Below are 18,651 nucleotides of genomic sequence, written 5' to 3'. Positions count from 1 at the left end.
CCTTTTAATTACTCTTTTGAGTAAGATTTACCTTTGATTCCATATCATAAACACCCACAGTATTCTTGTTTGAAATAACTGTTATGAATGTAACATCATAGAGTCTGTGATATACAACATGCGTACCGTTTTCAAATCCTGTACAGCTCATACTTAGAAGATACTCTCCACCCTGTAGAGTCATTTTCTGCTTGAATTCCACAACCGCTTCATCACCCGGCTTTACGGGTTTTACTTCCACGCCTTCAAACATTGTATTGGTACCGCTAAGTTCCGTTCCTTTTTTATCTTTAATGGTGAATGTAAATATAGGAGATTCGATATTTGCATTAAATCTTATCTTCTCTCTGATGGTAAACTCTTCGCCCTTAAGCAAAAGATTGGTAAGCTCTCCCTTGGAATCTAAAAGTCCCAAATCATATATTTCCGCCCTGCCGTCACCATACTCTGTTTTATTCGGATTGATGGAAATCTTATGCTTCATAAGACCATGATATTCTTTTGCATGTGTCTTATTTATATCATTGTTTAATTCCATCATATCTGAGAAATTACTGTCAAGTCTCTTTGCAAGATCGGCTTCCAGATCGTCCATTCTACCTGCCAGGATCTTTTTATACAGATCCACCATTTCTCCTGCAGGACCTTCCGCCAAAAACTCTCCCTTGTTTAAAAGTATTACCTTGTCACAGTACTTTATTACACTTCCCATATCATGGGTTACCATCAATATGGTAGTACCGGTTTTTCTTATCTCTTCCATTCTTCTATAGCATTTGGCCTGGAAGAAAACGTCTCCTACCGAAAGCGCCTCATCCACTATCAAAATCTCAGGCTCTACATTTATTGCAAGTGCAAATGCAAGTCTTACAAACATACCTGATGAATAGGTTTTTACAGGCTGATACACAAAGTCACCTATATCGGCAAACTCCAAGATCTCAGGAAGCTTTGCCTCCATCTGCTCTCTGCTAAAGCCCATCATGGTTCCGTTCATATATATATTTTCAATGCCGGTATAGTCCATATTAAAGCCTGCACCAAGCTCCAAAAGTGCGGAAATATTTCCGTCAACTTCCACACTTCCTGTAGTGGGATTTAATACTCCGGTTATTATTTTTAATATGGTTGACTTTCCCGAACCGTTTGTTCCTATAATTCCAACCGTAGATCCTTTTTCTACACTAAAGGATATTTTATCCAAGGCAAAGAATTCCTTGTGATATTTTTTATGTGTAAGGGAAATACTCTCCTTTAACCTGTCTATAGGCTTATCATACAGTCTGTAGATCTTGGTAACATCACAGACATTTATCGCTAAATTGCTCTGCATACTTCTCCTTATAATACATCTGAAAAATGTGGTCTTAACTTATTAAACATTCTAAGTCCGATAAATAACAGTATTACTGTAACAACCCAAAAATACACTGTAAGTCCCGGTCTTTCAAAGAAAAAGTTTCCTCTGAGTATGCTGTCTCTGTATCCGACCACAATATAGTATACAGGATTTAATTTCATTATCTTTTCAACCTTTGCCGGGAAATATGAGAACATTGTAGGGTCCCACATTATAGGTGTCATCCACATTCCAAACTGTAATGCAATTCCCACTATCTGTGACATATCCTTAAAGAATACATTTATTGCACAGGTTATATATATTATTGCAAGTGCAAATATTGACAAGCAGAAACTGTAATACACTATTCCTATCCAACTTACCATAGGTAATCTGCCGAATGCCAAAGTCATGGTTATCATTATCACAACAAAGATTCCATGTACTATAAGGCATGAAATCACCTTGATAACGGGCAGTATTGATACATTAAACACTACTTTCTTTACAAGATAATTGTATTCTGAAAGCACCGAGGTTCCGAGGTTTAGAGTCTCCGCAAAGAAAAACCATGGCACAATGCCCGGAACCAGCCAAACCACATATGGAACTCCGGGTACCGGAGGTGTACTCTTAAATCCCATCTGGAAGATCAAAAAGTATATAAGTACGGTAACTACAGGCTGAACAAACATCCATGCAATGCCAAAATAGGACCCGACAAAGCGTTTCTTAAAATCAGCCTTTGCCAAATCCCATATGATTGCTCTTGATTTTAATATTTCTCGTATAAGCGATATTATATTCATATCTTTTTCCATTCATTATTTTTTACAAAGTTTTATTAATAAATATATCAGGAATCTCGTGAACTCACAGGATTCCATTATTAAAATCAATCAAACTTAAATGTTTCTTTAAGGCCTTTCCACTTTGTATCCTTATCAGACATTATCAGCTCAATTCCGTCTACAGGCCAGTCAATTCCTATATCCGGGTCATTGTATATAAGACCGCCCTCATCATTTGGATGATAGAAGTCTGTACATTTGTATGCAAACACCGCCTCATCTGAGAGTACTACAAAACCGTGTGCAAAACCCTCAGGTATATAGAACTGCTTTTTATTTTCATCTGAAAGACGTACTCCGAAGTACTTTCCGAATGTCTTTGAATTCTTTCTAAGATCCACAGCAACATCATAAACTTCACCGCTTAGAACTCTTACAAGTTTACCCTGTGGATGCTCCTTTTGGAAATGAAGTCCGCGAAGCACTCCCTTTGATGACTTTGACTGATTGTCCTGTACAAAGACCATATCAAGTCCCGCTTCTTTGAAGTCGTTCTGATTATATGTTTCTACAAAATATCCTCTGTCATCTTTAAATACTGTAGGAGTGATTACACATAACCCCTCTATTTCACATCTCTCTACTGTGATTTTTCCCATATTAATACACCTCGTTGTTTTAGCTTTATTACTGTTCTAAATTATACTTCACAGTAGTATTTCAGTCAAATACGAACGTAAAAAAAGCCACCAAATAGTGGCTTTCTCTTATATTTTATTTATTCATTGCCGCATCAAAGGCTTCCAGTGCTTCCTTTTGTTCCTTTGTAAGCTTTGTAGGTACCGATACCACCAAGGTTATGTAGTGGTCACCTCTGTTATTTTTATTTCTAAGGAAAGGTACTCCCTTGCCTTTTAATCTTACTCTTGTATCTGTCTGAGTTCCGGCTTTTACCGCCACTTCCACTTCACCGTCTACAGTCTTTACTCTGATACTGCCGCCAAGTGCAGCCTTTGCAAAGCTTATAGGCACTGTTGAGAAAATATTGGTATCCTGGCGCTTAAAGATAGGATGAGGACTTACAACCGCCTCTACAAGCAGATCTCCTCTCGGACCGCCGTTTATTCCCGGTTCTCCGCCTCCTGCCATTCTTATAGACATACCGTTATCTATACCTGCAGGTATATCCACCTCAAAGCTCTTCTTCTTTTGAATATATGCCTTACCGTTACAATCAGGACATTTATCCTTAATAATCTTTCCTGTACCGTTACATTCAGGACATGTCTTTACATTCTGCATAGTGCCAAACAGAGTCTGCTGTGAATATATTACCTGACCCTTTCCGTTACACTTAGGACATGTGGCAGGTGATGTACCCGGCTTTGCTCCCGAACCGTGACATGTTGCACATTCTTCCTTGAAGTTTACCTTGATTTCCTTCTTACATCCGAAAACACCCTCTTCAAAGGTAAGTCTTACAGATGCTCTTACATTTGCTCCCTTCATCGGGCCTGTTCTTGTGGCTCTGCTTCCGCCACCGCCAAACATGCCTCCAAAGAGATCTCCGAAAATATCATCACCGCCAAAATCAAATCCGGAGAAGCCTCCGAATCCGCCGGCTCCGGCACCGGCACCTGCTCCACCATCAAAGGCAGCATGACCGAATTGGTCATACTGTCTTCTCTTATCAGGATCGCTTAGCACTGAATAGGCTTCACTGGCCTCCTTGAACTTCTTTTCAGCCTCAGGATTATCAGGATTTGAATCCGGATGATATTTTTTTGCCAGCGCTCTATATGCCTTTTTTATTGCAGAGTCATCAGCGTTCTTATCCACGCCAAGTACTTCATAGTAATCTCTTTTACTCTCTGCCATCAGTTGCTCTCCTTATTATACCTCTTTAAAATCACCGTCTATAACATCGTCATTTGAAGATGTACCTGCATCCTGTGCTCCTGTTGTATCAGCTGTTGCACCTGCATTCTGTGCCGCACCGGCCTGCTCATATACCTTTGCAAAAAGCTTCTGAGCACTTTCCATAAGCTTCTCTTTGCCTGCCTTGATATCATTTATCTGATCATCTGTCATAGCATCGATAGGTGCTCTGTTGATAGCCTCTTTCAATGCAGTAAGATCAGCCTCAACTGCAGCCTTGTCATTTGCATCAAGATTGTCACCAACCTCTTTTAGAGCATTTTCAGTCTGGAATACTATAGAGTCGGCTTCATTTCTTACATCAATGCCTTCTTTTCTCTTCTTATCCTGTGCCTCAAACTCTGCAGCTTCCTTTACAGCCTTGTCGATATCACTGTCTGACATATTTGAACCTGCAGTGATTGTGATATGCTGCTCCTTACCTGTTCCAAGGTCTTTTGCGGATACATTAACGATACCGTTTGCATCAATATCAAATGTAACCTCTATCTGTGGAACACCTCTTCTTGCAGGTAAAATACCGTCAAGTCTGAACTGTCCTAAAGTCTTGTTATCTCTTGCAAACTGTCTCTCACCCTGTACTACATGGATGTCAACAGCTTCCTGATTGTCTGCAGCTGTAGAGAATATCTGGCTCTTCTTTGTAGGTATTGTAGTATTTCTCTCGATAAGTCTTGTAGCTACACCACCCATTGTCTCGATTGAAAGTGAAAGCGGAGTAACATCAAGAAGCAATACATCTCCTGAGCCTGCTTCTCCAGAAAGCTTACCGCCCTGAATACCTGCACCGATTGCAACACCTTCATCAGGGTTGATGCTCTTTGAAGGCTCCATACCTGTAAGGGCTTTTACCTTCTCCTGTGCATTGATCATTCTTGTAGATCCACCTACAAGCAATACCTTTCCAAGATCGCTTGCTGTGATACCTGCATCCTTAAGAGCATTCTGTACAGGTACAGCTGTTCTTTCAATAAGGTCAAGTGTAAGCTCGTCAAACTTAGCTCTTGTAAGAGTAATATCAAGGTGCTTCGGTCCCTCTGCTGTTGCAGTGATAAACGGAAGGTTGATATTTGTTGTTGTTGCTGTTGAAAGCTCTTTTTTAGCCTTCTCTGCAGCTTCTCTAAGTCTTTGAAGTGCCATCTTATCTGTTGAAAGATCTACACCCTCTGCCTTCTTAAACTCGCTTACAAGCCAATCTGTAATCTTATTATCAAAGTCGTCACCACCAAGATGTGTATCACCGTTTGTAGCCAAAACTTCTATAACTCCGTCACCGATCTCAATAATTGAAACGTCGAATGTACCGCCACCAAGGTCATATACCATAATTTTTTGCTCAGCATCATTGTCAAGACCGTAAGCAAGAGCTGCGGCTGTAGGCTCGTTGATAATTCTCTTTACATCAAGACCTGCAATCTTACCTGCATCCTTTGTAGCCTGACGCTGTGCATCGTTGAAATATGCAGGAACAGTGATAACAGCCTCTGTAACCTTCTCACCTAAATAGCTCTCAGCATCAGCCTTAAGCTTCTGAAGAATCATTGCTGAAATCTCCTGTGGTGTGTATGACTTACCGTCTATAGTTACCTTATAATCTGTACCCATATGTCTCTTAATTGAAGAGATTGTTCTGTCTGCATTTGTAACTGCCTGACGCTTTGCAGGCTCACCTATAAGTCTCTCACCTGTCTTTGTAAATGCTACAACTGAAGGTGTTGTTCTTGAACCTTCAGAGTTTGGAATAACTACAGGCTTTCCACCCTCCATAACTGCTACACAGCTGTTTGTTGTACCTAAATCTATACCAATAATCTTACCCATTATTTTATCCTCCTAATAAATCAAAATTTGTATTTTTTAAATCTATATAAAATATTTCACTCTGCTTAAACAAAGCAAAATATAGTCTCAAAAATTAATTAGCAACCTTTACCATGCTATGTCTAAGAACTGAGTCCTTGTACATATATCCCTTTAAAAGTTCCTCAGCAACCACATTTTCACCTAAGCTTTCGTCTTCTATATGCATTACCGCATTATGTAAGTTAGGATCAAATTCTTTGCCCACACAATCAATCGGCTTAACTCCCAAATCCTCAAGAGTCTTTGTCATCTGATTGTATATCATTGCTATTCCGTCAGCAAAGGCTTTGCCTTCACCCTCTGAAGGTGTTGCAAGCATTGCTCTTTCAAAGTTGTCAACTACCGGCAAAAGTTTTTCCGCCACACTTCTTGCTCCCATATCAAACATGGTAGCTTTTTCTTTTTCACTTCTTTTTCTGAAATTATCAAACTCCGCCATGCTTCTTTTAAGTCTGTCTGTCAAATCCGCAATGGCAAGGTCTTTTTTATCAGGCTTTCCTTCAAGATTTTCATCACTGAAAGCTTCCTCCACCTCAGCCTCCATAGCTGCAGCCTTTGCCGCCGCCTCCTCAGGTGTCTCTTCGGCTTCCTCAACAAATTCCCCTGTCTCTTCGCCTTCTAAAACCTCTTTGTTCTCTTCCTGTTCTCTTTTTAAATCTTTTTCTTTCACAGCCCTCTCCTCTATTCATCATTTTTAAACTGCTCATCAAGCGATGCCATTACAGTTTTTATAGTTTTTAATACTTTCTCATAGTCCATTCTCTTCGGTCCTACTATACCTATAGAGCCTCTGAGTCCTTCGCCTATTTCATAATTGGCTGTAACTACGGAAAGATCTCTCATATCTGAAATCGGCACTTCATTTCCGATATATACTCTGATACCGTCACTATCATCATCATTTACCCCTGCAAGTATTTCCTTAAGCTTATCCTTTTCTTCAAAAGCATTTACAAGCTGACTTGCCTTCTCTCTGTCGGAGATCTCAGGGTACTTGAAAATATTTGTGGTACCGCTTGTATATATCTCAAGGTTGTCGGTAGCACTTTTAAACACTGCCGCTACTTCTCGTAAAACCTTATCCACTATATCTCCATAAACTCCCGCATCCGTTCGTAACTTATTCATGATGCTTAAGTTTATCTCTTCCACGGTAAGTCCGTTTAATGAAGTGTTTATAAGCAGATTCAAGTTTAAGATTTCGCTCTCCGATATTTCGCTGTCGATATCTATTATCTTGTTATTGATAATATTACCTTCCGCAACCGTAACCAAAAGGAGCTTGAACTTATCTATCTTTGAGAGTTGCAAAAACTTTACTTTATTGGAGTGTATACTCGGCCCTGATATCATCGCGGCATAATTGGTGTCTCTTGCAATGATCTTTGCCAATTGCTTTAAGACATTTTCCAATCTGTCCACTTTTTTAAACATCAGATCCTTAAATGCTTCAGTCTCTATCTCCTTTTCTCTCAAGATCTCATCTACATAGAATCTGTATCCCTTATCTGAAGGTATACGTCCTGCAGAAGTATGGGGCTGTAAGATATAACCCATATCTTCCAAATCGCTCATTTCATTTCTTATAGTAGCAGAGCTCAAATTTAACTCAGGGAGCTTTGAAATAGTTCTTGAACCTACCGGCTCCCCGGTTTCCATATAATTCTTTATAATAGCTTTTAAAATAATCGCTTTCCTGTCCTCTGAATCCATTCGCTCCTCCCTTCTTTATTTGTTAGCACTCATTTATCTAGAGTGCTAACTCTATTAGCTACTATATTCCATATGGGAATATTTGTCAATAACTTTTTTAAATTTTTTATACCGATAAAATACAAAATAAAAAACTCCCAAACAAATGTCTGAGAGTTTATATTTTTTATTATAGCCTTATCAACCTATTCCTCCATAGAATGCACCTGCTATAAGTGCAAGCAATGCAAGACCTGTATATACATACTTACCTAAGAAGAACCAGATTTCTCCTTTCGGTCTCTTTGCACCTGCATTTACAGCTTCCATGGTATACTTCTTTCCGAATACGAAGAACAACATCACTGATGCCAGTACTGCACCTATCGGGCAAATATAGATAGATACCGCATCCATCCAGCTTCCTACAATTCCCTGTATAAGAACTGCAACAACCACACCGATTGCTCCGATAATTCCTACAGACTGTACTCTGCTGAGTTTAAACTGCTGCTGCAATGTAGCTACAGGCGCCTCATAAAGGTTTACAAGTGAACTGAGTCCTGCAAATGTAACACATACAAAGAATATAATTCCTACAATCATACCGCCCGGCATCTGATTCATTATATTTACAAGGTAGATGAACATAAGTCCCGGACCGCCTTCACTGAGCTCCGCTCCCGATGTAGCCATAGCAGGTATAATAACGAGTGCTGCAAGAAGTGCCGCACAGGTATCAAATATAGCTATGTTCATTGCAGAGAAAGGTACATCCTCTTTCTTACTGAGATAGGAACCGTAAACAACGGTACCGTTACCTGCAATAGAAAGTGAGAAAAATGCCTGTCCGAATGCAAATATCCAAAGTCTTATATCTTTTAATCCTTCAGGATTTACAGTAAAGATATACTTGTATCCGTTTACTGCACCCGGCTGTATTCCTATATAAACAGCAAGTCCGATCATCATTACAAAAAGCAGAGGCATCATAAACTTATTTGCTTTCTCTATACCGTCAGCAACTCCTAATGCCATAATAGCAAAGTTTACAATGAGTGCTATTATTATCCATGTATTATTTCCGAATGCTGTAGCTGTGGATCCGAAAGTTCCACCTATGACATCCATGTTTGTTCCCATTCCAAAGAGCTTTCCTGTAAATGCCATTACTACATATTTAAATATCCAACCTACTACACATGAATAACCTATTGCAAGAGCTAAAGAACCTATTGTAGGTATAATTCCTATGCTCTCACCTACTTTTCTGCTCTTTCCGGCATGAGCCATAGCAGCACCGAATGCTCCTATAGGACCTTTTCCTGTGCTCCTTCCAAGTGCGATTTCTTCCACTACTCCTGTACTGCCTATCAATATAACGAATATAAAGTAGGGAATCAAAAAAGTCATTCCCCCCCAGGCTGACACAAGCACCGGAAATCTCCACAGGTTTCCCATACCTACAGCTGAACCTACACATGCTATAATAAAACCTATTTGTGAGTTAAAACCATCCTGCTTTACAGGCGTATTATCTGAACCCATAAACTTCCTCCATCTTGCCAAAAATGCAAGTACCCCTTAAAGCAGTCCGGTCTTTAAAAAGACCGGCTGCCAATATGTCTTATTTTTTTTCCCAGTATCCGTAATTTCCTTCATCACACATTTCTTCTTTGCTTGGAGCATATGGCTCTGCCCATGCATGGAAATGTCTCATAGGTAATGTATGACCGAATGTAATCTTTAAATTAGGAACCGTATCTCTGTCTTTATAAAGTTGTGTCAATGCTGCAATAATATAATCCATATGCTGTTTGCTGAACTGACTTCTGTTGATAGCCAAACGAACAACATTACATACTTCCTTTTGCTGCTCAGGAGTCTTTAAATCATATTCCATAGAGAAATCACCAAGCTCTGAACAACGAATACCGTAACGATGGATCATCTCTAAAGAAAGTGCCTGTCCTGCAAAGCTCTCATGACCTCTCTTATAGTTGAAGAATTTATCAACATCAATATAAATTCCGTGTCCGCCTGCAGGCTGTACTACAGGAACACCGTTTGCTGTAAGTCCGTCTGCCAGATACTGACACTGTCTTACTCTCTCATCCTGATAATCAAATCTTGCCTCTTCATACATACCCTGGCAAAGAGCCATGATATCATGTCCCGACATTCCGCCGTAAGAATCATTACCGTAAGCTGATATCTGACGAACCTTTAAAAGATGTCCGATATCTGTCTTTACGCTGCCGTCCTCATTAAACTCCGAGAACTTCTGCCAGAAAAGACCTTTGTCACGGAAAGCCAAAACTCCACCCATATTTGCATGTCCGTTTTTCTTAAGTGATGCTGAAACAACATCAAAGTAAGAGAACATCTCTTTAGCTATTTCACAGATTGACTTGTCGGCATAACCCTCTTCATTCATCTTTATGAAGTAGCAGTTCTCTGCCCATCTTGCACCGTCCATAACAAAAGGAATATTGTACTTATGTGCTATCTTTGAAACTTCTCTGATATTCTTCATAGAAACAGCCTGTCCGCATACAGAGTTGTTTGTTACTGTAGAATAAATAAGCGGAACATTCTCAACGCCTACCGCTTCAATAAGCTGATTGAGTTTATCTATGTCCATATCTCCCTTGAAAGGATTCTTCTCATACTTTCCGCTCTCAGGTACCTCAAATAAAATCTCCTTATGGAAAAGGTTTCTAGGTACATTACCCATCTGCTTGATATTACCTTCTGTAGTATCAAAGTGAGCATTTGACGGAATAGTAAATACTTTACCCGGCCATCTCTTTGCAAATAACGGCTTTAATACATCAAATAAAAGTGCCTCCGCACAACGTCCCTGTGGAACGATAAATGTGTTAGGTCTTGAAAGCTGATACTTACCGCCATTGATAAATCCACCTTCATAGTCAACCAGATAAACCTCGTTCATCATCTTCTCTACATCATCCTTGTCTACGCCCTCTTTGATGTAGTTGATAAGTCTCTTCTGATCGTCTCCTCTTTCCCATACATCTCTGAATGCATCCAAAAGAACATAATATCCTTTATTTCTTCCGTAAGACTCGTCTGCAAGGAACATAGCCGACCATTGTGTGTCTGTCATTGATGTAGTACCTGAGTCTGAAAGGCAGTCGATATATAAAAGACCTGCAGGAAAAGCAAACTCATTATAATGAGTCATCTCAAGGGCTTTCTTTCTTTGCTCCTGTGTAACTGTAGGAACTTCTCTCACTACATGTGTCCATGACTTCGGTGCCTCTACACCTAACATCTTCTCATACTCCATTTTAATACCTCCAAATACAAAAATATATTTTGATACCCCGGTCATCGTAAGTAACGACTGGCGGACGGTATTACAATCCCATTAAGCACTAAATATATCCCATCTGACTATCGAGACTATATGCATTTAATCTCTAAAAGTTTTATATATAAGTGAAATATTGTCTAAATATTGCTATGAGAATAATTTATCACCTTTTTAGAACATTGTCAATATTGTTTAATAAAAAGCTTGTTGCGGTTTATTTTTAGTATATTTATGTGCATTTTGCATTAAATTTTTATTTTAAGATAATTCTTTGGAAATAAACAAATTGCTATTTGATAAATTTATCGGGATTTTTCTTAACTTCGTCTTTAAGCAGATATACAGATATATAGTTAAAAGCCCTTTATTTTCATATATATTTTTAAATCAAATAATATCTGAGAATTTTCGCGAGAATTTTTTCTCATTTTCTTTATATCAACTTCTTTTTGATCAATTTATCATTTTCGTGATTTTGCTTAAAACTTAAATTTTATATCATAATATTTTAAGTTTTGGTATAATAATAACAGATATTTCTTCAAGCTTTAATATGACGGTACAATACAAATATGATTTGGAGTATTTATGAATGAATTTGAGATAAAGCGATATATTGATTTTTCCGATTTTTTGAGCACTCTGCTGGGTCCCGACTATGAAATCATACTATATGATCTAAAACATATAATATATATAATAAACGGAGATATAAGCGGCAGACAAACAGGTGATGTGCTCAGTACAACGATGAAAACCCTATTACAGAATAAAGAATCCGCTGATAAGAAATGGATATCAAACTATAGAGCTCTTTCAGCCAACGGCAAGATTCTAAGATGTTCTACATTTTATATAAAAGATGAAAAAGGCAAACCTGTAGGAGCACTCAATATAAACTTTGACGACAACAGGTACAGAGAACTTTCAAACCTTGTATTTTCTCTATGTCATCCGGATAATTATGTATCCAAAAATATTTCTATTGAAATAAAGGGAAACGATGAGCAGGCAGTTTTTTCCGAAAACATTTCAAATACGATAGATGAAGTATTAAAAAGGATTGATAAGTCTCTTCCCTTCAGCAAGCTGAGCCATTCAGAGAAGCTTGATATAATACGTCAGCTCTATCAAAAAGGTATTTTTTCTATGAAAGGTGCCATAAAGACAGTAGGTCTCAAACTGTCATGCTCTCCTGCAAGTATGTACAGATATCTCGAGGCAGTAAAAAATGAGTGATAATAAACTTTTACATGTGTTTAAAAAAGTATATATTATCTTTAATTAAAAGTAATATTAACTACTCAATTTATGTGCTACAATAGTATGAAAGATATGTCTCTTTAAAAAAGAGACGTGAAAAAAATCCGGTATAAAAGAAAGGAATTTTATGAAAAAACTGATTTTAATTTTATCACTGCTTTTTTCACTCTTTATGAGTATGTCGGTATTTGCTGCCGACTATAGTATAGGTAGTGCGTCATGGGATGTAGGAAGCAAGGCATTGGCAACTTGGGATGAGACCGAGGACAAGACAAAGTACAAAGTACAGTTGTACAAGGGCAACAAAAAAGTCGGCTCAAACAATGCTGCAAGCTCCGAGAAATATGATTTTACAAAACTTATCATAGACAATGGTGCAGGAAACTACTCATTCAGAGTTTATCCGTTAAAAGGCGGTCCTTCAATGACAGTATCATCTGAGATTGAGTATTTTGATTATGATACAATCGCTGAATTTAAGAAAAGCCGTGGCGGTTCAACTCCAAACTCTACTTCTACAAGTACAAGCACAACAAATACAGGAACAACTACAGGTTGGTATCAAACAAACGGTATTTGGCATTACAGAAAAGCTGACGGTACACATGCCACTAACTGGTTTATGGTAAACAACCTTTGGTATTTCTTTGATGCTAACGGAAATATGCTTACAGGATGGATTGAGAATAACGGTAACAAATACTATCTCAATCAGCCAAACGGTGATATGCCTGTAGGTTGGGCTCTTATCAATGATAAGTGGTACTATTTTGAGGAATCAGGTCTTTATAAGAAGGGGTGGATCGAGTACAACGGACATTGGTATTACCTTGATACCAACGGACAGATGGTTACAAATACAACTATCGACGGATATAATATAAATCAAGACGGTGTTTGGGTTCAATAATAAAGGAGATTTTAATATGCTGAAAAAACATCAATTTTGGGCAATTGTAGCAGTTGTCGGATTGGTAATGTGTTTCATCACAGGCCATGCTATGGTGGCAGGACATAAGCCAAAAACAGTTACAGAATAAAGAGATTAGAAAAGAGCAGGGACTTAAGTGAGTCACCTGCTCTTTTATTATTAGAATTTAATAAGCATGCTCTTTGCTATAAATGCCGCACCTCCGAAAATAAGTACCAGCATCACTATCCAATCAAAAAGTGTCAGATACTGAATATAAAATCTGGTTGACTGAATAAGGCTTGCTATAATCAAAAGTACACTTAGCACCATAGCAATCTTTGAACCTTTATTCGGTCTTATAAATATCCAGACTAAAGAAAAGATAAACGGTACTATTACCAATCCTGAACTGATGTGCATACCCATCAGTCTAATGCCGCCGCCCCAGAAGGAATTTGTCACAGTTACCTTTTGTGATAAGAAGAACAAACCTACTACCAGCATGATAAGCCCTCCCCAGAAATATAAATAAAAATCATTCTTTCTACTCATATCTTTTCTCCTCTCTATTATGCTTGCTTTTTATAGCTACTTTAGGTTTATTTTATCATATATTACAATTTATACAAATTAATTTTCATTTAAGGTTTATGAGAGGGTATGCATTAAAAATAACTGATGATGAAACGATACAATATAAAAAGACCATATATCATGATTACAAGGATATATAGTCTTTTAATTGCTATATATACTATTTGGTATAGTATAATTACTTGTTCTAAGGATGGCAAATTTGACAAGGTGTATAACCTTTGGAAATAGCCTCATCTCTTGTACCGCTAAAAGGTATCTTATTGTGTTCCCTCATCTTCTGTACTGCAGTACAGTTTGAATAATGGAATACATGGCTGTTTTTATTTAATATATAATCAGTTGCTCTGTTATTTATAGCAGTTCCTGTGTTTGGACTGTTGTTAGATGCCGATGTTGACGCATTCTGAGTATTTGATTTTGAACTGCCTGTAGACTGAGAAGCGGGGATGTATGCGCCGTCTGCACCTACCTGATATCCGTCTACGACAGTATTTGTAAGCATCGCACCGGTAGATCCGAGATAATAATTTCCAAACCATTGATTTGACAGCATGTATCCGTTCTCATTAAAGTAATACCATGATCCGTCTATCTGCTCCCAAACAGATACAGGAAAGCTCTTATCATCTCTTTCGTACCACCAGCCTGTATTATCCTGTTTCCATGTCCCTGCAAATACAGGTATTGTAAGTGCTGTACTGATAGCAAGAGCGGATAAAGCCAAATAAAATCTTTTTTTCATACTAACTCCTTAAAATATAAAGATAAATTTAATTATTAATTAATATTATATAATGTTTGCAAAAACTGTCAACTTAGATTATGTGTATTGAATATGAATTTCAGTAAAAAATTTGTTGGCAAATATTGAAAAGTTTTATATAATGAATACTGTATCAATAGTTTACGGGATGTGGTGCAGTTTGGCAGCACGCTTGACTGGGGGTCAAGAGGTCGCAAGTTCAAGTCTTGTCATTCCGATATTAAGAAACGGCTTAAACATGTATAGCACTTGTTTAAGCCATTTGCAGTTTTACGGATGGCGATTAAATGAAACTATATGATGAGTATGAGAGGCGTGAAGCTACACAAGAAGAATATTTGGAGCATATGAAGGAGCTTGCAGAAGAGAAAATAGAGATTCGCATATTAACTCCCGAAGAAATAGAACAACTTAAAAAAGAGGGACGTCTGAAGCCGCTTTACGAAGTTTGATCAAAGTTCATTAAGTTTATACACTCTCAAAACCCTAGTTAATACATACTTCACTTTATCTATGTTTACAATCAATTGATTTTATATTATTGTATATTTAAGTAATAGTATTCAGCTATGCATAATGTATTTACAAAAGGAGGTTATAATGGCAAATATCATTGACTATATAAAATGGCGTGGAGATTTATCTTTTGATGTTTCTCCTTTTAATGAACTTGATAATACGATTTTTTCATTATTCTCCTATCTTGACTTAAAAGACTTGCAGAATGAAATAAATTCAATAGGCATTTCTCTTTCAGATGCCTGCAGATACTTAATTAATCATGACTACCACTACGGTTATATGAGTGAAATAAATGTAGATTTTTTGAACGCTCTCGCAACTTCCGAGAGATTCGGTAATGTTATGATACTTGATTATATAGATCTCTATCACGAGAAAAAATACCAATTTTCATCAACAGGATTTATGTATGACGACAGTCAGATGTATATTGCATTCAGAGGAACCGATGACAGCATTGTAGCCTGGAAAGAGGACTTTATGATGAGTTTTTCAGTTATTCCGGCTCAGAAATTTGCACTGGATTTTCTAAAGCAGGTTATTTCTCGTCATCCGAATACAGATTTTATAGTAGGAGGACATAGTAAGGGCGGTAATCTTGCAATCTACTCCTGTGCAATGTGTGATGAACTATTTAGGAATAGAATTACTGCAATCTATAATAATGACGGCCCCGACCTTTGTGACGAAGTGATCAATACCGATATAATGAATGCTATAAAGAATAAAATAATCAAGATAGTCCCGGAATTTTGTGTAGTGGGTATGATTTTTAACAATACGAAGAGTATAAAGGTGGTAAAAGCCGATAATATTGCTTTCTTACAGCATGATATACTCAACTGGAACTGTATAAGAACAAACTTTGAGTATGTTGATGATATAAACAAGGATGCAGATAAATTCAACAATTTTGTAGACAAGGTATTGGAGAACACCGATTTAAGTAAGCGCAAGGAATATGTAAATAATTTCTTTGATAAAATAATAGAATCAGGCACGACAAGGCTGCCTTGGGGTAAAAATAATCATACAACTTAAATATAGAAAGGGATTTGAATCAATAAACGGTTCTAATCCCTTTTTGCTTGCTATATTTACTATTACAGTAGCTCTCTCTCCAAGTCAAAACTTAGTCCGATTTTCTCTAAACTTATTTCTCTGACACTAAGTTCCGTCCTTAAAATATCTAATACCTCGTAGTATGCCAATGCTCTTCCGTCCTTAAAACCGTCTTCTCTATTATCCCTTGATTCTTCGACCGCTTCTCTTGCTCTTTCTACTATTCTTCCCACAATATAGGCTATTCCTTCAATGCTGACCTTATCTGCCATATTCACCTCTTTTATTCAAATATCTTTAACAGCTTCTTAATAGTGTACGTACATTCTGCATAGAGAAAAGTTTCCTCTTCAGTTCTTACAATAGTAAAAGGATTTCCATCTATTTCGCAATCATATAAATCATCCAATGGTGTTTCGTGCTTTTTACCGATACTGATATTTTCCTTTTTTAAAATACTTTGTAATTTTATCAGCTCTTCTTCCGCAGAAATTCTCTCGTAATTCTGAAAATAAATCCTGTTTTTATCATTTTTAAGTAAAAATGCTTTCATTATGATATACCACCCTTCGTAAGAATTACTTTACCAGCATATTGTCATCCCACTCGACGATTTCAAACATATCAGGAGGATACAAATAATCGTCACCTGAATCATCTATGATTCTATACCAACCACGCTCTATAGATATTACATCATAAATCTTGTTATTTGTTAATACCGAAAAATCTGTTTTACCAAGCCATTTTACCTTCATTTCTTTATTCAAATAATACTTTATTTGCAAAACTCGTAATCAAGCATATAACCTGTCTCCATCTTCTATTTTTTGGATCTTCTCCCTCTTTAGGTTTAGGATATACCTCTGTAAATGTTCCTTTCTTATGCCTCAAATATATTATTCACTGCAATTTATTCTAGTAACTTACCTTCATTTTATCATCTATTCATAGTATTTCAAATAATGTTTTCTATCTTATTAACCTGTAGCTCACCCTTTACTTTGATTACATTTAATAAAAATAAATTACTGACGTAAGAATGATAGCACCTATATCATAGTCATTGTCCATTCAATAAGTAATTAAAAATTTACATAACAAAAGAGACACCTATATTAAGTGTCTCTAAACTTCCATTTTATTTATAGGAAAGTAAGTCGGAGTTGCACCGGCCTTTTCCCCATAGGGCTGTATACCTCCTATACGATTACTTTCCAATTATGTTGATTGTCGCATATTTACGGAAATTTGTCAATTGGCCTATACATAACTTAAATTAGGAGAATGCCAAATAATTTATTTATAAAGTGGAGTCACATCAGTTTATATGTTTAAAATTCAATCTTCATATATTCTGAATACAATATTGATTCTTCCTCTCTATACCACTTTGGCTCTTCTCTCGTTATACGTATTCCTCTTTAGTAATTATATATATTTTGCCACTCAAATTAAAAAAACATCTTATACTTCATAAAGCTTTTAATGTATTTTCAATAATCTACTGACTTATCGTGTCCTCTATACGTTTCCCCCGTGACTTCCCAATACGTTTTTCCACTAGACAAACACTCTTCAAGGATTTCTATCCACTCCTTTAACGACCACGTAGATGCCTCTGTAATAAGTTCATCTCCTATCTTTTCTCTGTATTCTAGGACAAGTTGCCATAATTTTTCAACTTCGGGATCAATATCAACGCTGTCTCCTTCTAATCTAGCAGTTGCTTCCAAAAAATGCGCAAAAGCTTCCTTAACCTAAGTGTAGTTCACAAATTAAAAAAGACTCAAAGCCTTGTAAATCAAAACCTTGAGCCTTTTCACACTAGTGAGACACCCGGGACTCGAACCCGGGACAACTTGATTAAAAGTCAAGTGCTCTACCACCTGAGCTAGTATCCCATAAAAGAATAAATGCCTTGAACCGGAATCGAACCAGTGACACGAGGATTTTCAGTCCTCTGCTCTACCAACTGAGCTATCAAGGCATAATTGCGGGGACAGGATTTGAACCTGCGGCCTCCGGGTTATGAGCCCGACGAGCTTCCAGACTGCTCTACCCCGCGATAACTATATTCAGAATAAAACTCACTCTTAAAAAGAGTGACTGAACAATGGGGGAAGGTGGATTCGAACCACCGAAAGCAGTGCTAGCAGATTTACAGTCTGTCCCCTTTGGCCTCTCGGGAATTCCCCCAAACTTATTTAGTTCTTTACCTTTACTCCAAAGAGTAAAAGCCGATAATCGGACTCGAACCGATAACCTGCTGATTACAAATCAGCTGCTCTGCCAATTGAGCCATATCGGCATGTACACTATACTATCATATGACTAATATAATGTCAATACCATCTTTTTTCCAAAGATGAATGGGACCTACAGGGCTCGAACCTGTGACCCTCTGCTTGTAAGGCAGATGCTCTCCCAGCTGAGCTAAGATCCCATACATAAACTTAAAGGCTGGAATTCTTTAAGTAACGACCCGAATCGGACTCGAACCGACGACCTCCGCCGTGACAGGGCGGCGCTCTAACCAACTGAGCCATCGGGCCATATAAAGGT

19 protein-coding genes and 8 tRNA genes are annotated in these 18,651 nt (G+C 37.5%); 5 read left to right on the top strand and 22 right to left on the bottom strand.

From position 1 onward, the window contains the following. Positions 1–4 precede the first annotated feature (4 nt). The 9 genes from HMPREF1495_RS00265 to HMPREF1495_RS00225 form a co-directional block, all read right to left on the bottom strand. Positions 5–1,333, bottom strand: a complete 1,329-nt coding sequence (locus HMPREF1495_RS00265) for an ABC transporter ATP-binding protein (protein ID WP_034211084.1) — start codon at positions 1,331–1,333, stop codon at positions 5–7. Between the two features lie 8 nt (positions 1,334–1,341). Continuing rightward, entirely contained in the window at positions 1,342–2,151 is an 810-nt protein-coding gene (locus HMPREF1495_RS00260; protein WP_007595111.1) for an ABC transporter permease, read from the bottom strand. Between the two features lie 86 nt (positions 2,152–2,237). After that, positions 2,238–2,792 carry a dTDP-4-dehydrorhamnose 3,5-epimerase gene (gene rfbC, locus HMPREF1495_RS00255; protein WP_007595110.1) on the bottom strand — a complete coding sequence of 185 codons (555 nt, stop codon included), beginning with the start codon at positions 2,790–2,792 and terminating at the stop codon, positions 2,238–2,240. A 115-nt stretch (positions 2,793–2,907) separates the two neighbouring features. Then, positions 2,908–4,011 (bottom strand): molecular chaperone DnaJ, encoded by a 1,104-nt coding sequence (gene dnaJ / locus HMPREF1495_RS00250; protein WP_034211081.1) that lies wholly within the window; start codon positions 4,009–4,011, stop codon positions 2,908–2,910. Positions 4,012–4,026: 15 nt separating this feature from the next. Next, positions 4,027–5,892 carry a molecular chaperone DnaK gene (gene dnaK / locus HMPREF1495_RS00245; RefSeq protein ID WP_034211079.1) on the bottom strand — a complete coding sequence of 622 codons (1,866 nt, stop codon included), beginning with the start codon at positions 5,890–5,892 and terminating at the stop codon, positions 4,027–4,029. Between the two features lie 94 nt (positions 5,893–5,986). After that, the gene (grpE, locus tag HMPREF1495_RS00240) at positions 5,987–6,604 is read right to left on the bottom strand and encodes a nucleotide exchange factor GrpE (RefSeq protein WP_007595105.1); all 618 of its coding nucleotides are present in this window, start codon (positions 6,602–6,604) and stop codon (positions 5,987–5,989) included. Between the two features lie 11 nt (positions 6,605–6,615). Beyond that, complete coding sequence (gene hrcA, locus HMPREF1495_RS00235) at positions 6,616–7,647, bottom strand: heat-inducible transcriptional repressor HrcA (RefSeq protein ID WP_007595104.1); 1,032 nt, start codon at positions 7,645–7,647, stop codon at positions 6,616–6,618. A 180-nt stretch (positions 7,648–7,827) separates the two neighbouring features. Beyond that, a complete protein-coding gene (locus HMPREF1495_RS00230; RefSeq protein ID WP_007595100.1) occupies positions 7,828–9,174 on the bottom strand; it encodes a sodium-dependent transporter in 1,347 nt (448 codons plus the stop codon). 79 nt (positions 9,175–9,253) lie between these two features. Continuing rightward, the gene (locus tag HMPREF1495_RS00225) at positions 9,254–10,939 is read right to left on the bottom strand and encodes a tryptophanase (RefSeq protein ID WP_034211075.1); all 1,686 of its coding nucleotides are present in this window, start codon (positions 10,937–10,939) and stop codon (positions 9,254–9,256) included. Between the two features lie 615 nt (positions 10,940–11,554). Between HMPREF1495_RS00225 and HMPREF1495_RS00220 the strand changes: the two genes are divergently transcribed. Next, positions 11,555–12,205 (top strand): helix-turn-helix transcriptional regulator, encoded by a 651-nt coding sequence (locus HMPREF1495_RS00220; RefSeq protein WP_034211073.1) that lies wholly within the window; start codon positions 11,555–11,557, stop codon positions 12,203–12,205. Between the two features lie 151 nt (positions 12,206–12,356). After that, a complete protein-coding gene (locus HMPREF1495_RS00215; protein ID WP_034211071.1) occupies positions 12,357–13,139 on the top strand; it encodes a cell wall-binding protein in 783 nt (260 codons plus the stop codon). A 180-nt stretch (positions 13,140–13,319) separates the two neighbouring features. Here HMPREF1495_RS00215 and HMPREF1495_RS00210 read toward each other — a convergent pair whose 3' ends face one another. Both HMPREF1495_RS00210 and HMPREF1495_RS13500 read right to left on the bottom strand, forming a co-directional pair. Next, a complete protein-coding gene (locus HMPREF1495_RS00210; RefSeq protein ID WP_034211069.1) occupies positions 13,320–13,694 on the bottom strand; it encodes a hypothetical protein in 375 nt (124 codons plus the stop codon). A gap of 229 nt (positions 13,695–13,923) precedes the next feature. Continuing rightward, on the bottom strand, positions 13,924–14,481 hold the full coding sequence (locus tag HMPREF1495_RS13500; protein ID WP_084544478.1) for a hypothetical protein: 558 nt from the start codon (positions 14,479–14,481) through the stop codon (positions 13,924–13,926). Between the two features lie 165 nt (positions 14,482–14,646). On the opposite strand from HMPREF1495_RS13500, the gene HMPREF1495_RS00200 reads away from it, so the two are divergent. The 3 genes from HMPREF1495_RS00200 (at position 14,647) to HMPREF1495_RS00195 (ending at position 16,065) form a co-directional block, all read left to right on the top strand. Next, positions 14,647–14,720 (top strand) — tRNA-Pro (locus HMPREF1495_RS00200). Between the two features lie 69 nt (positions 14,721–14,789). Next, positions 14,790–14,954, top strand: coding sequence for a hypothetical protein (locus tag HMPREF1495_RS13725; RefSeq protein ID WP_156912968.1), 165 nt, complete (start codon positions 14,790–14,792; stop codon positions 14,952–14,954). Positions 14,955–15,102: 148 nt separating this feature from the next. Further along, positions 15,103–16,065, top strand: a complete 963-nt coding sequence (locus HMPREF1495_RS00195; protein ID WP_034211067.1) for an Mbeg1-like protein — start codon at positions 15,103–15,105, stop codon at positions 16,063–16,065. Positions 16,066–16,127: 62 nt separating this feature from the next. Here HMPREF1495_RS00195 and HMPREF1495_RS00190 read toward each other — a convergent pair whose 3' ends face one another. From HMPREF1495_RS00190 to HMPREF1495_RS00140, 11 genes are all read right to left on the bottom strand, one after another. Beyond that, positions 16,128–16,358, bottom strand: coding sequence for a hypothetical protein (locus tag HMPREF1495_RS00190; RefSeq protein ID WP_034211065.1), 231 nt, complete (start codon positions 16,356–16,358; stop codon positions 16,128–16,130). 11 nt (positions 16,359–16,369) lie between these two features. Then, positions 16,370–16,639 (bottom strand): hypothetical protein, encoded by a 270-nt coding sequence (locus tag HMPREF1495_RS00185; RefSeq protein ID WP_034211063.1) that lies wholly within the window; start codon positions 16,637–16,639, stop codon positions 16,370–16,372. A 25-nt stretch (positions 16,640–16,664) separates the two neighbouring features. After that, a complete protein-coding gene (locus HMPREF1495_RS00180; RefSeq protein ID WP_242832817.1) occupies positions 16,665–16,874 on the bottom strand; it encodes a hypothetical protein in 210 nt (69 codons plus the stop codon). 708 nt (positions 16,875–17,582) lie between these two features. After that, positions 17,583–17,822: a hypothetical protein gene (locus tag HMPREF1495_RS00175; RefSeq protein WP_034211061.1), complete on the bottom strand. Its 240-nt coding sequence runs from the start codon at positions 17,820–17,822 to the stop codon at positions 17,583–17,585. Between the two features lie 95 nt (positions 17,823–17,917). Next, positions 17,918–17,990, bottom strand: a tRNA-Lys gene (locus HMPREF1495_RS00170). A gap of 13 nt (positions 17,991–18,003) precedes the next feature. After that, positions 18,004–18,076, bottom strand: a tRNA-Phe gene (locus HMPREF1495_RS00165). Positions 18,077–18,080: 4 nt separating this feature from the next. After that, positions 18,081–18,154: transfer RNA gene (locus HMPREF1495_RS00160), tRNA-Met, on the bottom strand. Between the two features lie 49 nt (positions 18,155–18,203). Next, positions 18,204–18,285, bottom strand: a tRNA-Tyr gene (locus HMPREF1495_RS00155). Between the two features lie 39 nt (positions 18,286–18,324). After that, positions 18,325–18,397, bottom strand: a tRNA-Thr gene (locus HMPREF1495_RS00150). A gap of 62 nt (positions 18,398–18,459) precedes the next feature. After that, a tRNA-Val gene (locus HMPREF1495_RS00145) sits at positions 18,460–18,532 on the bottom strand. 35 nt (positions 18,533–18,567) lie between these two features. Continuing rightward, a tRNA-Asp gene (locus tag HMPREF1495_RS00140) sits at positions 18,568–18,641 on the bottom strand. Between the last annotated feature and the right edge of the window lie 10 nt (positions 18,642–18,651).

Source organism: Lachnoanaerobaculum sp. MSX33, assembly GCF_000512995.1.
In the GTDB taxonomy this organism is placed as follows: domain Bacteria; phylum Bacillota; class Clostridia; order Lachnospirales; family Lachnospiraceae; genus Lachnoanaerobaculum.
This window is presented reverse-complemented; position numbering and strand designations above follow the sequence as displayed.

What these genes read in the sequence shown, in the direction of transcription:
- HMPREF1495_RS00265 (WP_034211084.1), bottom strand. Translation starts at nt 1,333, where the DNA reads ATGCAGAGCAATTTAGCGATAAATGTCTGTGATGTTACCAAGATCTAC.
- HMPREF1495_RS00260 (WP_007595111.1), bottom strand. Translation starts at nt 2,151, where the DNA reads ATGAATATAATATCGCTTATACGAGAAATATTAAAATCAAGAGCAATC.
- rfbC (WP_007595110.1), bottom strand. Translation starts at nt 2,792, where the DNA reads ATGGGAAAAATCACAGTAGAGAGATGTGAAATAGAGGGGTTATGTGTA.
- dnaJ (WP_034211081.1), bottom strand. Translation starts at nt 4,011, where the DNA reads ATGGCAGAGAGTAAAAGAGATTACTATGAAGTACTTGGCGTGGATAAG.
- dnaK (WP_034211079.1), bottom strand. Translation starts at nt 5,892, where the DNA reads ATGGGTAAGATTATTGGTATAGATTTAGGTACAACAAACAGCTGTGTA.
- hrcA (WP_007595104.1), bottom strand. Translation starts at nt 7,647, where the DNA reads ATGGATTCAGAGGACAGGAAAGCGATTATTTTAAAAGCTATTATAAAG.
- HMPREF1495_RS00230 (WP_007595100.1), bottom strand. Translation starts at nt 9,174, where the DNA reads ATGGGTTCAGATAATACGCCTGTAAAGCAGGATGGTTTTAACTCACAA.
- HMPREF1495_RS00225 (WP_034211075.1), bottom strand. Translation starts at nt 10,939, where the DNA reads ATGGAGTATGAGAAGATGTTAGGTGTAGAGGCACCGAAGTCATGGACA.
- HMPREF1495_RS00220 (WP_034211073.1), top strand. Translation starts at nt 11,555, where the DNA reads ATGAATGAATTTGAGATAAAGCGATATATTGATTTTTCCGATTTTTTG.
- HMPREF1495_RS00215 (WP_034211071.1), top strand. Translation starts at nt 12,357, where the DNA reads ATGAAAAAACTGATTTTAATTTTATCACTGCTTTTTTCACTCTTTATG.
- HMPREF1495_RS00210 (WP_034211069.1), bottom strand. Translation starts at nt 13,694, where the DNA reads ATGAGTAGAAAGAATGATTTTTATTTATATTTCTGGGGAGGGCTTATC.
- HMPREF1495_RS13500 (WP_084544478.1), bottom strand. Translation starts at nt 14,481, where the DNA reads ATGAAAAAAAGATTTTATTTGGCTTTATCCGCTCTTGCTATCAGTACA.
- HMPREF1495_RS13725 (WP_156912968.1), top strand. Translation starts at nt 14,790, where the DNA reads ATGAAACTATATGATGAGTATGAGAGGCGTGAAGCTACACAAGAAGAA.
- HMPREF1495_RS00195 (WP_034211067.1), top strand. Translation starts at nt 15,103, where the DNA reads ATGGCAAATATCATTGACTATATAAAATGGCGTGGAGATTTATCTTTT.
- HMPREF1495_RS00190 (WP_034211065.1), bottom strand. Translation starts at nt 16,358, where the DNA reads ATGGCAGATAAGGTCAGCATTGAAGGAATAGCCTATATTGTGGGAAGA.
- HMPREF1495_RS00185 (WP_034211063.1), bottom strand. Translation starts at nt 16,639, where the DNA reads ATGAAAGCATTTTTACTTAAAAATGATAAAAACAGGATTTATTTTCAG.